This is a genomic window from Paenibacillus sp. V4I3, from assembly GCF_030817215.1.
In the GTDB taxonomy this organism is placed as follows: Bacteria; Bacillota; Bacilli; order Paenibacillales; family NBRC-103111; genus Paenibacillus_E.
This window is the reverse complement of record NZ_JAUSZA010000001.1, coordinates 253,422-268,048: the sequence shown is the minus strand read 5'-3', so window position 1 is coordinate 268,048 and position 14,627 is coordinate 253,422. Positions and strand designations below refer to the sequence as shown.

Annotated in this window: 12 protein-coding genes; 7 read left to right on the top strand and 5 right to left on the bottom strand. The window is 43.6% G+C overall.

Annotation, left to right across the window (positions count from 1 at the left end):
* Positions 1–602: 602 nt before the first annotated feature.
* Positions 603–2,156, top strand: a complete 1,554-nt coding sequence (locus QFZ77_RS01365; RefSeq protein ID WP_307434945.1) for a DUF2357 domain-containing protein — start codon at positions 603–605, stop codon at positions 2,154–2,156.
* A gap of 79 nt (positions 2,157–2,235) precedes the next feature.
* On the opposite strand, the gene QFZ77_RS01360 is transcribed toward QFZ77_RS01365, so the two are convergent.
* Entirely contained in the window at positions 2,236–3,861 is a 1,626-nt protein-coding gene (locus tag QFZ77_RS01360) for a hypothetical protein (RefSeq protein WP_307434942.1), read from the bottom strand.
* A gap of 257 nt (positions 3,862–4,118) precedes the next feature.
* On the opposite strand from QFZ77_RS01360, the gene QFZ77_RS01355 reads away from it, so the two are divergent.
* Both QFZ77_RS01355 and QFZ77_RS01350 read left to right on the top strand, forming a co-directional pair.
* On the top strand, positions 4,119–4,541 hold the full coding sequence (locus tag QFZ77_RS01355; RefSeq protein ID WP_307434939.1) for a VOC family protein: 423 nt from the start codon (positions 4,119–4,121) through the stop codon (positions 4,539–4,541).
* A gap of 28 nt (positions 4,542–4,569) precedes the next feature.
* A complete protein-coding gene (locus QFZ77_RS01350; RefSeq protein ID WP_307434935.1) occupies positions 4,570–5,157 on the top strand; it encodes a thioredoxin family protein in 588 nt (195 codons plus the stop codon).
* Positions 5,158–5,306: 149 nt separating this feature from the next.
* Here the strand turns inward: QFZ77_RS01350 and QFZ77_RS01345 are convergent, their stop codons facing one another.
* Both QFZ77_RS01345 and QFZ77_RS01340 read right to left on the bottom strand, forming a co-directional pair.
* Positions 5,307–6,101 carry a fibronectin type III domain-containing protein gene (locus tag QFZ77_RS01345; RefSeq protein WP_307434932.1) on the bottom strand — a complete coding sequence of 265 codons (795 nt, stop codon included), beginning with the start codon at positions 6,099–6,101 and terminating at the stop codon, positions 5,307–5,309.
* A complete protein-coding gene (locus tag QFZ77_RS01340) occupies positions 6,049–8,853 on the bottom strand; it encodes a fibronectin type III domain-containing protein (RefSeq protein ID WP_307434929.1) in 2,805 nt (934 codons plus the stop codon). The genes QFZ77_RS01345 and QFZ77_RS01340 overlap by 53 nt, the downstream gene beginning before the upstream one ends.
* A gap of 331 nt (positions 8,854–9,184) precedes the next feature.
* Between QFZ77_RS01340 and QFZ77_RS01335 the strand changes: the two genes are divergently transcribed.
* From QFZ77_RS01335 to QFZ77_RS01325, 3 genes are all read left to right on the top strand, one after another.
* Complete coding sequence (locus QFZ77_RS01335) at positions 9,185–10,156, top strand: aldo/keto reductase (RefSeq protein ID WP_307434926.1); 972 nt, start codon at positions 9,185–9,187, stop codon at positions 10,154–10,156.
* A 19-nt stretch (positions 10,157–10,175) separates the two neighbouring features.
* Complete coding sequence (locus QFZ77_RS01330) at positions 10,176–11,045, top strand: NAD-dependent epimerase/dehydratase family protein (protein WP_307434924.1); 870 nt, start codon at positions 10,176–10,178, stop codon at positions 11,043–11,045.
* A gap of 128 nt (positions 11,046–11,173) precedes the next feature.
* Entirely contained in the window at positions 11,174–11,650 is a 477-nt protein-coding gene (locus tag QFZ77_RS01325; protein ID WP_307434921.1) for a GNAT family protein, read from the top strand.
* 99 nt (positions 11,651–11,749) lie between these two features.
* Here the strand turns inward: QFZ77_RS01325 and QFZ77_RS01320 are convergent, their stop codons facing one another.
* Both QFZ77_RS01320 and QFZ77_RS01315 read right to left on the bottom strand, forming a co-directional pair.
* Complete coding sequence (locus QFZ77_RS01320) at positions 11,750–12,748, bottom strand: type I glyceraldehyde-3-phosphate dehydrogenase (protein ID WP_307434918.1); 999 nt, start codon at positions 12,746–12,748, stop codon at positions 11,750–11,752.
* A gap of 89 nt (positions 12,749–12,837) precedes the next feature.
* Complete coding sequence (locus QFZ77_RS01315) at positions 12,838–13,065, bottom strand: DUF896 domain-containing protein (RefSeq protein ID WP_307434916.1); 228 nt, start codon at positions 13,063–13,065, stop codon at positions 12,838–12,840.
* Between the two features lie 388 nt (positions 13,066–13,453).
* On the opposite strand from QFZ77_RS01315, the gene QFZ77_RS01310 reads away from it, so the two are divergent.
* Positions 13,454–14,587 (top strand): glycoside hydrolase family 88/105 protein, encoded by a 1,134-nt coding sequence (locus tag QFZ77_RS01310; protein ID WP_307434910.1) that lies wholly within the window; start codon positions 13,454–13,456, stop codon positions 14,585–14,587.
* Positions 14,588–14,627: the final 40 nt, after the last annotated feature.

The following is a 14,627-nucleotide window of genomic DNA, read 5'->3' as shown; positions in this document are numbered from 1 at the left end:
GGGCATGCCTGTATAATTGGTGTTAAAATTTTTGAAATTTCCTCCGAAATTAACACGAATCACCTTTAAGGGTTAGAATTTCCGTGTTTTTAACCACATGTATCACTTTGTGCATGTATAATCATGGTGTAAACCTACATGCACCCTAAATGATATTCATGTCTCCTTCACATGAACCCATACATATTTCTCTGAGAACATGTGTCCAGTATTGAGCCTTTTTTGGTACTATTGGTGTTAAATATGGTGTAAATCCCGGTATAAATATTGGTGTAAAAAAATTGGTGTAAAACTGGTGATAAATTGGTGTAAATTTGGTGAAAAAACCTCTCTTAAACTAACAAAACGAGCCTAAGTGAACATAATGGGAACGTCAAAAACCTAGTAAAATCAAGGATCCAGCCGACTATAACAGTCTCTATAAAACTCGTTTTTTGACCCGCATACGGTGCATGTATGTGCTTATTCATCTAGATCAATCAGTTATATGTAACAAATATGAGACTGCCTTAATTGGTGGTCTCTTTTGAAAATATGGACTATAACGAGTTGGAGTTCTGGCGATATGTGTATGCCAACTTTTTATGAAACACAGGCCGCCTATGAACTGGTTATTGAAAAGAAGGCGGATATCCACTTATCCTTTTACCGTAAAATGGGTGCTTGTACGCATTGGGCAGAAGCTTAAGGATGTAAAAACGCGTTTAGCTCAAAAAAGTCGTGTAGAAGATCCTAATCTTACGAAGAAGCTTAATCTTATGCAGAGTCAGGTGCAGCGGCTGTTGCAGCATGATTTTTTGGATGTTGGCGAGATGAGGCAGCTGTCTATTTCACTGGTTTTGCAAATGGCATCAGGTTACCGAGGGGTATACCGCTATTATTTAATGTTGTTAAAAGGTTTGTCGATTCAGAATGATTTTTTCCGTCTATCGATGAAAGATTTGGCTCAGCTCTATGAATACTGGTGTTTCTTGAAGATTCACCATCTTTTAAGCAAAAAGTATGAGCTGCTCAAACAAGATATTATCAAAATCAATCGGAGTGGACTGTTCGTCACATTGGATAAGTCCCAGCAGGCGAAGATGGTGTATAAAAACCCGTTGAACGGGGAGATTTTTACGCTGTTTTATAATGCGCTGCCCAAAGGGGATCGGAGTCCAACTCTGTCCCAGCGGCCAGATAATGTTCTGACTTTGAAAAAGAACGACGCCGCGGCGGAGTACAAATACATTTTTGATGCCAAATATCGCATTAATCCTGCTTATGAGGGGACGCCTTACTTCGAGAGGTACCGGATGCCGGGGCCGGAAGAGGATGATATTAATACGATGCACCGCTATCGGGATGCGATTGTGTATTCGGAGGGGCAGGGGAAAGAGTACGAGCGGAGCATGTTTGGGGCGTATGTATTGTTTCCCTATCATGATGAGGAGCGGTTCCAGCAGCATAAGTTCTATAAAAGTGTGGAGCTCATTAATATTGGGGCTTTTCCATTTTTGCCGAATTCGACGAGCTTGATGGAGAAGTTCCTGGACGAGATTATCATGGATAGCCCGGAGAAAGCCTATGAGCGGACGACGAGGCCGCGCGGGACGAAGGAGTATTACGGGAATAAATTGTCTGGGAAAAATGTATTGGTTGGGGCACTGAGTAAGAAGCCGCAATTGGATGCTGCGCTTGAGCATGGCTTTTACCATACGCCACTTCGGAATATTACGGATCATAAGGTGCTGACTAGATTGGAATACGTCGCGTTGTATCAGTCGATTCGTTTGTTTGGTGCGGATGATGCGGGCATCTCGTGGTATGGAAGAGTGAGAGAGTGGAAGGTTGTTCCGCGCTCTGAGATAACGGCCATTCCCTCTAGTAGAGGTGCGACGGATGAGCTTTATGTTGTGTTTGAGGTGGAGGAGTGTGTTAAAAGGGAGACGGCGATAATTCCCGCGGGGCATGGGATTTATCGGATTTTGTATACGACGGATTATATGCTTAATAGGGCAAAGGAAGTTCCCGAACTGCGTTTGGAGACGGAAGAGGAATTGCGGGATTGGCGAGAGAAACGGCGTGTGGGTAAGGTAAAGGTGACGCTGGATCGGGAGCATTTGGATTTGGGTAGTAAGGTTTTGGGGATTGGGTTGGAGGTTTTGTCAGATTAAAGAGATAACTATATTGAACAGTATAAAGACAAAAACCGCCGATATACTCAGCGGTCTAACTTAATCATCAGATGTCGGTCTAGTTAAGCTTTTTTATGAAAGAAATTTCTTCTTGTGTCTTAAGTTTTAACGAGTGGAATTGATCGGATGTATAATCGATCCACAGGCAGCAGCCTTCTGTAATACTTTGAATAACTTGTGTATGTTCGGCGGGAATGCTGATGTTGGAATTCGCCTTGTATAGCTCTGTATGCCTTTTTTCAAAAAGTACATGATGGTTAATAGGCAGGGTTATCAAAGGATTCGGTTCATCAATTGCTAATATATAAGTCATATCATAGTTTTTAAACTGTGTACGCCAGTGCAAATATTTCATTGCTTTCTGGAACCATTCGCCATATTCACCTTCGAGAATTACCTCGTTTGGTATTTCGATATGGAGAATATGATAGTGTGGCGAGTTTAGGAAACTAAATAGGGCTGGTATACTGTACATTTCCCAGATCGTCTCGAATAATAGTAAAGCTTTCTCAGCAGGTGTTAAATAGCTTGGTATAAACCGACAGTACCCGCTCTCTGTTTCATGCCAGGATTTCATGCCGAAATTATGGGTATAGCTCTCCAAGAAATCTTTGTGAGGGCTATTTTCAATCTTATTAGCATATCCCTTAAGAGGACTTTCCGTATTGGGATCATAATCTACTCCATTCGGAAAGAGGTCTTTTAAAGTAACATTGCGCATCGCCGCTAACATTTTAAAATAGGTTTCTGTAAAAAAAATTCTCGCTTCCAGTGTCATATTTCGAAATTCATCCAAATCTGTACCAATGATGTCATCGTACTGTGAGTCAGACGATAAATCGATATCTTTCATCGCACCACCCAGCCACTTTGATTGAATTCCTGGCGAAGGGTCTCCAAAGACGATTTTATAAACAGCATATGGATCGACTTGGGAGTGAGTTTTGCAAAATTGGTCTATAAAAAGATCCCGTCCTTTTTCTTTTCCACTAATAAGCAAAAGACTATTACCAGACTTACTAATATCTACATCTTTCTGATAGAAATTCCATAAGAAATGCGTATCTCCTGTAGGGTCGTGATATGCGGTTGCTACACTTGAATGACCCAAGTGGGCAAAATAACGGTCGAAGTGTGACTGAGGGATCTCTCCTTCAATAGGATTGTCCAATATGGGTTGCTGGATGATGTCTGAATCGGAGGATTGCAGCAAGACTTTCCTTTCAGGTGTTACTTCAGGAGTTTCCGTGGTTGCGGCAACTTGTGAGAATACTTGTCCAGACTGAGTATGTGTGCTTCTCGTCCTATAGTACTTTGTAATCATATAAGTCTCTCTTATGAGAAAATAAGCAGAAAGAACTGCTCCTTTTATGAAAACAAAAAATAACCCGAATATAATAATAACAAATAAAGCTCCCCCAGTTGCATCCCTATTCCGGGCATTATTAAATATGTAGTCCCAAAAAGAGAAAAGAAGCCAGCCGGATAGAGCACTGCCAATCATATCAATCGGTTTAAAAACGCTGTATCGCAAAGAGAGGAGAATGATAGGCGTTAAAAGATCGACCTCGTTGCCGGAAAGGGCAGGGACCACTAAATAAAAGAGGACGACTAACCAACCAAACATGACGGATAGGTGTAGTCTAGTAATTGGGGATAACCAAGATTTGAGCGCTTGATTCACTTGTTGTTCATCCTTTCGATTTCAAGTAGTACAATGCCATTCAATATTTCTACATATTTTGACAAATTCCTTCATTTGGAAACAAAAAATGCATGCGTTTGGGGAAGAAGCTGAAGCCGCATCGCTGGATTCGGGAATTCTATAGAGGTTGATTCTTATCGTGTTGAAATAAATTTTACATCGTATAAATTTTCTAAATCATGGAAGTAAGTTATACTGGAGTAGTAGTGATTGCAGTATCAAAGGAGGCTAAGAAAGTGGGTACCAATGAGAAAATAGGCGGCGGTGGCTTTCATCACGTTGCGCTTAGAGCGAACGACTTTGAAGCGACGGTCAAGTTTTACACGGAGGGATTAGGCTTCAAGGAAAAGCATGGCTGGGGCGAAGGCGATAAGCGAATTGTCCTACTGGATTCCGGCGATGGTAATTACATGGAGGTTTTTGCAGGTGGATCTGGTGAACCGAAACCGGAAGGCTACTATTTTCACGTTGCTTTTCGTAGCAACAATGTGGATGCAGCCGTTGAAGCGGCTGTTGCAGCTGGAGCCGTGGTGACGGTAGAACCCAAAGATGTTATCTTAGGCAACAATCCGCCGACGCCAGTTAGGATCGCATTTGTCAAAGGGTTGAACGGTGAAATTATCGAGTTTTTCCATAGCACAGGAGAAAACCAGTTGTAACTTTTCAATAATGAAAGGGGTACATGACATGGCTTTTACCTTTACTTTATCGCTCGGGGATCAAGCGCCTGACTTCTCTTTACCGGCAACGGACGGGGGAGTATATTCGCTGAACGATTTTAGCGGCGCCAAGGCGCTTGTCATCTTTTTTACATGTAATCATTGCCCTTATGTCATTGGTTCAAATGAAATCACTCGGGAAACGGCCAATCGGTTCAAAGAGCAGGGTGTGCGATTCGTTGGCATTAACGCTAATAGTGCGAACACGAAGCCGGAGGATTCCTTTGACCACATGGTAACGCATATGGAGGAGCATCAATTTCCATGGGTATACCTCAGAGATGATTCCCAAGAGACTGCGCTCGCTTATGGCGCTTTACGGACGCCTCATTTCTATATATTCGATGAAAATCGGAAGCTGGTTTATACAGGACGCGTAGTGGACAGCCCCAGGGATGCCAGTAGAGTTACAGTGAACGATCTGGAAAATGCATTAGCCGAGCTTACGGCTGGCCAAGAGATTACGGTGCCACTTACGAATCCGATCGGCTGCAACATCAAGTGGGACGGCAAGGATGCACACTGGATGCCTGCTGAGGCATGCGATTTGGTGTAGGTGTAATAGCTCCCACTAGACTCATCATCCTCATTATCATCCTCAACAAGATCAATAATCGCCCGAATATCTTTGATATTCAGAGCTTCCGCAAACATATTATCAAAACGGCAGCCCTCATCTAGAGGACCGCCGTTTTATCAATGCCATTAATGTGGGACAACCACCTGAGTCGAAGCATTTGCTATATTGCCAGCCGTATCAGTGATTGTGTACGTAATGGTGTAGACACGGTCGTATCCTTTACCGGAACGTTCTGCGCGGAGGCTGAACGATGTGTCGTAGGTTCCGATCGCCGCGTCTTGGATGTCGTTAACGGTATTTCCGTCGCCGAGTTCGTTATCCGGCTCGTTCGAGACGATCGACGTCAACACAATAGATGCGATATCGGAGCCGGTCCCATCCGCATATACGCTCGCGGTGACCGTCACCATTTTGTGGTTCGGAGGGTTAAGCACCGGCTTATCGACCGATAGCGTGAGCGTCGGAGCGATCTTGTCGATGTTCGCGACCGTCGCCGTTGCCGTACCTGTGTTGCCAGCTGCGTCGACGAACTCGAACGTAAAGCTTCCATTGTCGCTGAACGTGTGGCTGAGCGAACCACCGTTATTTGTGACTGTGACCGGCTCGCTCGGCGTAATCGTGGCAATCACGTTCCCATTTGTCGGCGAAGCGGTGTTGTATGCAACGGTTGCCGTTGGAGGTGTCGTATCCGCCAAAGTTGTTACGTTAAGTATCAATCCACCTAGTGTTGAGTAGGCTGAATCGTTTAAGGACTCACTAACAGCCTTGACTCTGAAGGTATACGCAGTATTTGGCGTAAGACCTGTAACCTTATAGTTATGGACGTTAGCTGCCACGGTTGTAAGTTTGGTATTTCCACTATAAACATCATAGCTTGAAACCCGGTAGGGTCGTATTGGAACCAGCCCAGCTAAGATCAATACTGCTGTCTGTTTTATCACTAGCGGTTAAGGCAGAATTTCCAACAAAGGACATAGGTCCAAAAGCCTTAACTTCATTGACGTTAATATCACCATCAACTGCATCGACCGTAAATTTGATAAATCTTGCATTTACAGGCGCAGCAAGTGGAATCCTCTCTGCAATTTTAGTAATACTCGCATTTCCATATTTGCCCTGAGCCACACGGTCGTCGGTAAGTATCTTTATCCATTTATCACTATTTGGATTCGTAAAAGCTTCACCATCCGTTGCATAATAGAAAGAAACTTTTTTCAACTTATTCTGATAGCTATAGTATTCAAGCGTACTTACTGGCGTTGTTTCCCCGATATCAACCATCATCCACGCTGATTGGGAACCTTTTAGAGCCACCCATCTGGAACCATCCGCATCATTGTCAAGCGCCTTGTTAGCGCCATAGCTGCTAGTATCATCATTCCAAACTCTTGTATACTGAACTTCTTTATTATGTAAAAGATTATCGGAAGCGTTCTTTACACCTGTAGTTAGAACTTGGTCTTCTGCAGCAGCAGCAGACAAAGTACCTCTTCTTATAGCGTAGACCTTTACTCGATAGGACGTTCCAGGAGAAAGATCTTTGATCGTATAGGATGTATCCTTATAATCATCTGCGACTATTCTTTCAAAAGCATCGGTAACCAATGCAACCCTGTAACTCTGAGCATCAGGTACGGCGTTCCAGTTAACGCTTATAGATTTATCTGATGCTGCTGTCGCAGTCACTGAAGAGGGAGGATTTGGAATAATGGGATCTCCATCGGTATGCAATACCGTAGCTGCACTTTCTGCTGAAAGCATCGGTTTGAAAGAATAGGGATCTGTGTATGCAGTCCTCAATGAAAGATTGTAAATGGCGCCAGGGTCTAAATCCGTTAGGTTATAGGTATTTGAAGCAGCATGATCTACCAATACCTTTCCGTTATCATAAATAACAAAATAATCAGCAGGAACATTATCCCAGGAAATGGTTGCTCCTGAACCGCCAGAGTAATTAATGGAAATATTTTTTGGTGTTTGAGGCGCGTTATAAATCTCGAGTTCAGATAGGCGTGGCGGGCCCGTCATTGTAAAAGTGGAAGTACCCGTAGTCGTATTGGCACCGGAACCATTTTCAAAATAAAGCTTTACATATCTGGATGAATACGTCTTCCCAAGATCTATGAGGTACTCTTTATCTGCTGCATCATCTCCTCCGCCGTTAGCCGCATTAAAGTATGTCCAATTTTTACCGCCATCACTGTACAGAGGATCGACAGGTGTAAATACCATTTTGTCTAAATCCGCAGCATCTGAATACGAAGCAGACTCCGCGGAGACTGAGAGGTTAACATATTTCAATCTTAGCGTTTTAGCAAAGAACTTAACTTGATTAAAATCCATTACCTTCCCTAGATCGATAATGACACTACCTTTTTTTGAACTCTCCGTACCTACCCAACTCAAATCACCAAGGGCAGAGAAATTGTTCTGCGGTACGATCAAGTTCGTGTACTTAACAGGGTCTTTCTGTACGCCATCCGTTAATCGCTCCGCCTTTGCGTTAGCGGTTTGGAACGCATTGCCGGATATAGGGCCAGAATTGTAAGCTTTTTTACCATAAGCAAGGTTAACGGGTGAAACACCTACCGCTGACTTATAAAGTGTCATATCTGCAAGGTAAATTTTTGCATCCTTGACGTTCGGATTCGATTTATCTGCCTTACGGTAAATACCCCATTTTGGACGGTTAATCATATCGCTGACAGCAGGGTAGGGCCCCTCAAAAGTCATGTTGTTATATTTGATCTCAGGACGTCTCCAGATATCAAGAACTCTGTTAGGATCGTTGTACTCCATTAAAACTTTGCCGGTTTCAACGTCTTTCATGATCATTGTGACCCAACCATACTCAGCGTTAAGAATTTTAACTGTAATATCAACCCATTTATCCTTAATGGCATTGAGTGGGATACTGGCAAGCGTTTCTTGACCCGCATCCGTGCCAATATCGGCATAACGGAATTCAAGATTTTGTGTAGCTGAAGATGAAATCGTAAACGTAAGTATCGGATTTCCATCTTCGGCACTAGAGAAGTTCGGATAATTGACGGAGTCATGAAGCGGTAATTTGTTCCCAACTAGACCAAAGGAATTATAGGCCTTGTACTGGAATATGTGAAAAAATCCATCTGGCTTCTGAATATCTTTATCTATCTTAAGCTTCCAGCGGAATGCTGTGATCTCATTTTCCAAGCCTATCAGGTTTCTGCTTTCTTCGGCTGGTCTTATTTCAATTCTTTGTCTGTCATCGTTACCACCGATAAATGTGCCGGTCGCGCTGTCATATGTCGTATTGTGCAAATAACAGGTGTAGCAATCGTTTCCATTCACTTCTACTTTAAAAACGTCTTTACCCAATGCCTGGTCATAAATATTTTCGACATGTCTTTCAACAGCTGCTCCGAGGATTGCTCTTGCCGTTTTTGTAGCACCTTCAACAGGGTTATCTGTGCCAAAAGCTTCACCAAAGACTGCATAAGGTGACCTGTTTGGGTCTGCATTAATTGAAACCATATTCCCACCATGGCTATTTACAAAATTCGGATCAAGTAAATCAACTGTTGAACTATTTGCTGCTATCACGGGAACATGCCATATACCGGTACTAGAAACAATTATTAATGCCATCAACAAAGCTGTAATTTTCCTTGAACGTTTTAATAAATTCATTGAAGTTGACCCCTTTCATTCATTAGTCAATTGACTCAACTTTTGCAGCTTACACTCGAAACCGCTTTCATGCGTCTTATCAGGATTACACGCTCCTCTCGGACTGGTGATTTCTTCATTGTATAGAACTAGATCCATTCCAAGGATGTAAAAAATTATGGTAGGTTGTTCTTTTTTCATTTGCTGTTGCACCGGGCTAGCGAATATGAAAAAACGTTACCCATACTTACTTGGATGTTACTAACTGACAACTTTTTCAGTTCTTATGAAGATTTTTGTTTCCTTGTATAATAGCAGTGAACGAAAACAGTTTAAGGATGGAGGGCTAAAAATGAACTATAGAACTCTTGGAAAAACGGGATTACAGATATCGGAAATCGGGTATGGCGCATGGGGTATCGGCAAAACGGCTTGGATCGGTGCATCCGACGACGAATCGATCGATGCGCTAAATCGTTCAATAGAGCTGGGGCTGAACTTTATCGATACGGCCTTGGGCTATGGAGACGGTCACAGTGAAAGACTTGTAGGGCAAGTTGTAAAGGCCCACGATAAGCCGATTTATGTTGCTACCAAAATCCCTCCTATAAACAGACAATGGCCTGCTCGGGACGGGGTGCCTGTGGAAGAGGCGTTTACAGCGGAGCATGTTATTTCTAGTACAGAGCAAAGTTTGCGGAATTTGGGCTTGGATACGATCGATGTCCAGCAGTTTCATGTCTGGTCGGACGAATGGGTTGGTCAAGGAGATTGGCTGGAAGGGATCCGCAAGCTTAAAGAGCAAGGCAAAATCCGCCATTTTGGCGTATCGATTAACGATCATCAACCGAATAACGCCATTAAGCTGATTGAATCTGGGCTTGTTGATACGGTACAGGTCATTTATAACATTTTCGATCAAAGCCCTGAAGATCAACTGCTTCCTGCCTGTGCGGAGCATAATGTCGGCGTTATTGTCAGAGTTTCGCTGGATGAAGGTGGCTTGACGGGGCGAATTACCCCAGATACTACGTTCAGTGAAGGTGATTTCCGCAATAACTATTTCCGCGGCGACCGCAAACAACAGGTATATGACCGTGTACAGAAGATCGCTTCCGATCTTGATATTTCCATGGATAACATGCCGGAAACCGCACTGCGGTACGTACTCAGTCAACCTGCTGTTTCAACGGTCATTCCGGGTATGCGCTCGGTTCGTAATGTGGAGAATAATATGCGGGTTGGAGATGGGCAAGGGTTAACAAAGGAACAAGTTGAGAAGCTGAAGCCGCATCGCTGGATTCGGGATTTCTATAGAGGTTGATTCATCCTAAGGAGGGCTTATGGGAAAAGCGCGGGTAATAGTAACTGGTGGCAGCGGTAAAGCGGGCCAGTGGATTTTAAAGCATTTTGTCGAAAACAATTATGAAGTCATTAATTTGGACGTCAAGGCTCCGGCGGAGCCGATCTGCCAGACGATCATTACCGATCTAAACGATCTAGGGCAGGTGCATAATGCGCTATCGCAATATAGCTCCAGAAATCGGCAAGAGGTGGCGGGTATTGTGCATTTTGCTGCCATTCCTCAAGCTTATACGCACACGAACGATGTGTGCTTCCGCAATAATGTCATGAGCACTTACAATATTTTGGAGGCTGCTGCCAACCTGGGAATCGGGAAAGTCGTGCTCGCATCAAGCGAGTCGTCTTATGGCATTTGTTTTGCCAGCGAATTTTTCGAGCCTCAGTATGTACCTGTCGACGAAGGGCATCCACAGTTACCGGAAGACAGCTACGGCTTGTCCAAGGTCGTGAACGAAGTAACCGCGCAAGCGTTCCACCGACGTACCGGCATGCAGGTGGTTAGTTTCCGCCTAGGCAATATTCTGGTGCCCGAGAGTTATGCGCAGCTGAAAGCCAACTTCGATGATACGGAAGCTCGTCTGAGGATTCTGTGGTCTTATATTGATGCAAGGGACGTTGCTACTGCTTGTCTCAAAGCTATAGAAGTAGATGGGCTTGGCGCGGAGGCGTTAATCATTGCTGCGGATGATAGCTCGTCGAACCGGCCAACCAGGGAATTAGTGGAGCAATATCTTCCTGGCGTCAAAGATATTCGTACCCCACTTGAGGGAAGAGTGTCTCTCATTTCAAATGCTAAGGCGAAAAGGTTATTAGGCTGGGAGCCTCAGTATAAGTTGATGGAGCAATAGGGTAAATGAAATAGCGGCCAATCCTCTATGGGATTAGCCGCCTTTTTTATGTTCGTTAACATAAGGGATGTGGTGTAGATATATGTTATACTTCCGTTACCGATAACATTGTGAAAAGGATGTTTATAATGCCTACGATTACGAAAAGACCATTCGACCAAGAGTTCCAAACGATATTAAGTGAATTGCAATACAGCTATCATGCAGGGGAATTGAGTAAGAAGGAAAGCTCGGAATTGCCTAATGATGTATATCTCATTGAAGTTGAAAATACGATGGTGGGGTATGCCGTGGTTTGGGAATACACGAGTGCGAAACAGCTAATTCAGAAAGCGGAGAAAGATTATTTTAACGATGATGAAAAATACTTAGAACAAGACTTCTATATTGATATCAAGAACAAAACAGATTATCTATTTATAGAAGCATTGGATGTACTGAAAGAGTTTGAACGGAGGGGCTATGCAGCTTTCTTCATGGATTGGCTTAAACTGAAATACCCTAATAAGAAAATGTATGTTTATTCATTAGAAAAGTCACGTAATTTTTGGTATAAGCAGGGCTTTGAGGTTGTGGGTCATACAGTATGGATGTCGTATAATTAATTGCTTTTGTTCAAGGATTGAAGAGGGAGGGTCATTATGGTAATAAAGGATCACCTCTATATAAACGGAGGCGATCCTATTTATTCAAAGGTAGCGATTTTACTTATTAACCAGATAAGCCGCAACTTCTGCTAATCGCGAAGCGTAACCCCATTCATTATCGTACCAAGTTGCAACGGATAGGATTTCCCCCTGCAGTTGGGTCAAAGGAAGGTCAATGATGGAGGAATGGGGGTCGCCTACGATACGAGATGATGCCCATTCACCTTCCAGAACATCAAGAACTCCCTTCAGTTGACCATCTTTAGCAGCACTGCGGAAAATATCATTTACCTGCTGTACCGTACATGGCTTTTCCGTTACAAGGTTTAATTCAGCAATACTTCCGGTGCGCGTTGGAATGCGGTATGCCTTTCCGGTAATCTGCAAATCATTCCAGATAAATTTAAGGGCTCTTGCAGCTCCTGATGAAGAAGGAATGATATTCTCAGCTGCTGCCCACGAATCTCGGCGGTCCTTCATAGGCTGATCCGTTAGCGACTGGGTGTTCGTGTAAGAATGGACGGTGGAGAAAAGACCATACTTAATCCCGAAGTTTTCTTTGACTATTTTGACCACTGGAGCCAATGCGTTGGTCGTACAACTCGCCATACTAATAATTTTATGCTTTTCCGGATCAAAACTATCCAAATTTATCCCTTTCAGCAAGACAGCATCACAATCTTCAAGGCTCTTGCTAGGCCCACTAACTAATACTCTATTTGCCCCGCGATCCAAATGGACCTGAGCAACTGCTCGAGTGACAGCTCGGCCTGTACAATCAATTACCAGATCTACGTCTAATTCTTTCCAATTAGGGACTTCCTTCGATGAATCGATAAACTGAATTTCGCGTCCACCGATCAACATAATACCTTCTTGTGCCGATACGGCTTCGTGCCAGCGCTTATAATTGGTATCAACTTCAAACAGAGCGGCAAGTGTGGCTGCGTCTTTGATATCGGAGATGGACACGGGAACGAATAGTTGATCCTGTAAAGCCACTCTTAATAATTGTCTGCCAATACGCCCAAATCCAAATATTCCTATTTTGCCCATGGTATAACCTCCATTGAATGATAAATATGAATTTCCTACGGGTACGCCTCAATTTTAACATATTTTGGTTCCTATCACGCAGGAAGCATTTATTTTTCAGCTAATTTGGCCTGTTCATTTTTTAATCTTTCAGGAGTAACATTATCTCCGTTCGGATCAATAATGGTAGAATTCAAGAGCAAGCTGTCTATTGAACCACGAAATATTTGAAGATATTCTTTACGCAAATTGGCTTGTTCTGTTTTTTCAATCTCTGTTAATCCGATTTCTTTCTCTTTTCTTGAAAGCTCATTAATTTTATTTAAAATGGTAAGCATGGTGAACCACTCCTTTTATGGTTTGTGTAGTATATAATATCTCAAAATTAAGATTCTTAGTTATGAGATAATAATAGGCTTCATAAAGTGAAAAGTCAATATGTATTTTATTTTTTTCGATTTGCCATTTATGGACAGCAAGAAGGGGCCAGGTGTCTATTTAAATTCTCATCCCATACTTACGCAAATGTTACTAACTGACATTAAAAAGCGCATATTTAGCAAAGTTCCACAAAAATGAACAAGGATGCACAAAGAATTTAAATTGAATTTGGCCTACAATGAGATCCGAGAGATAGTACCATCTTCAAAGTTAGTTGCACCGATCCGTATTCAGGAACTGTTACAGAGGCAGCTTATATAAGGAAAAAGAGAGGATAAAAAAACAATGACGAAACATCTGGATTGGGCTGTAAATACGGCAAATACATTTATGTCTGAAGCTGATGCAGAGGGCTATCATCCGGAGCTGGCGAAACGGTGGGCCTACGTTCCCGGTATGATGCTTCTCGCATTTGGGAGGCTGGCGGAGCAAAGCGGCGATGAACGCTATTACGAGTTTATGAAGCGGCACATGGACCTGTTCGTTCAGCCTGATGGAAGGGTTCGGACTTACGCTATTGAAGAATATAATCTGGATCAAGTGAACCAAGGGAAAGTACTGTTCCCCTTGATTCGGCGAACGGGCGAGAAATGGTATGAGCAGGCCGCACATCTGCTCGCAGTTCAACTGAAAGGACATCCAAGAACAAGTGAAGGCGGGTTCTGGCATAAGAAGATTTATCCGTTCCAAATGTGGCTTGACGGGCTGTACATGTCCTCTCCGTTTCTTGCGGAGTATGCGAAGACGTTCGGACGACAGGAGCTTTTCGATGATGTAGCTAATCAGCTGCTGCTGGTAGAGAAGCACACGCGAGACCCGAAGACAGGGCTGCTCCATCATGGTTGGGACGAAAGCAGAGAGCAAGCGTGGTGCGATTCGACGACAGGACAATCCTATCATTTCTGGAGCCGGGGAATGGGGTGGTATGCGATGGCGGTCGTCGATGCGTTAGAGCACTTTCCTGTAGATCACCCTAAGCGGGGAACCATCATCGGAATTTTCGAGCGTATGGCGGAAGCGCTGGCTAAGGTACAGGATCCCGATACGGGCCTTTGGTATCAAGTGCTGGATATGGGGCACAGGGAAGGTAATTATGTAGAAGCCTCCGGTTCGGGCATGTTTGTTTACGCGCTTGCTAAAGGGGTTAACCTCGGTTATTTATCTGGGAAATTTAAGGCCTCAGCGTTAAAAGGGTTTCAAGGAATGATCGATCATTTTGTGGAAACCGATTCAGCCGGGGTGCATCTGCATGGGATTTGTCATGGAGCCGGACTGGGTGGAACCCCTTACCGAGATGGTTCTTTCAAGTATTATGTGGAAGAGAAGGTAGTTAGCGACGTCATGATGGGCTTGGCGCCATTCCTGTTGGCTAGCATGGAGTCAGAAAAGCTAGTGCATGTGGAACCTATTCATGGATAGCAGATTTACGGGAAGGTTGTATAAGCCATTCGATGGCTCC

Coding starts and splice junctions, on each gene's coding strand:
- QFZ77_RS01365 (WP_307434945.1), top strand. CDS start 603: ATGAACTGGTTATTGAAAAGAAGGCGGATATCCACTTATCCTTTTACC.
- QFZ77_RS01350 (WP_307434935.1), top strand. CDS start 4,570: ATGGCTTTTACCTTTACTTTATCGCTCGGGGATCAAGCGCCTGACTTC.
- QFZ77_RS01340 (WP_307434929.1), bottom strand. CDS start 8,853: ATGAATTTATTAAAACGTTCAAGGAAAATTACAGCTTTGTTGATGGCA.
- QFZ77_RS01335 (WP_307434926.1), top strand. CDS start 9,185: ATGAACTATAGAACTCTTGGAAAAACGGGATTACAGATATCGGAAATC.
- QFZ77_RS01330 (WP_307434924.1), top strand. CDS start 10,176: ATGGGAAAAGCGCGGGTAATAGTAACTGGTGGCAGCGGTAAAGCGGGC.
- QFZ77_RS01325 (WP_307434921.1), top strand. CDS start 11,174: ATGCCTACGATTACGAAAAGACCATTCGACCAAGAGTTCCAAACGATA.
- QFZ77_RS01320 (WP_307434918.1), bottom strand. CDS start 12,748: ATGGGCAAAATAGGAATATTTGGATTTGGGCGTATTGGCAGACAATTA.
- QFZ77_RS01315 (WP_307434916.1), bottom strand. CDS start 13,065: ATGCTTACCATTTTAAATAAAATTAATGAGCTTTCAAGAAAAGAGAAA.
- QFZ77_RS01310 (WP_307434910.1), top strand. CDS start 13,454: ATGACGAAACATCTGGATTGGGCTGTAAATACGGCAAATACATTTATG.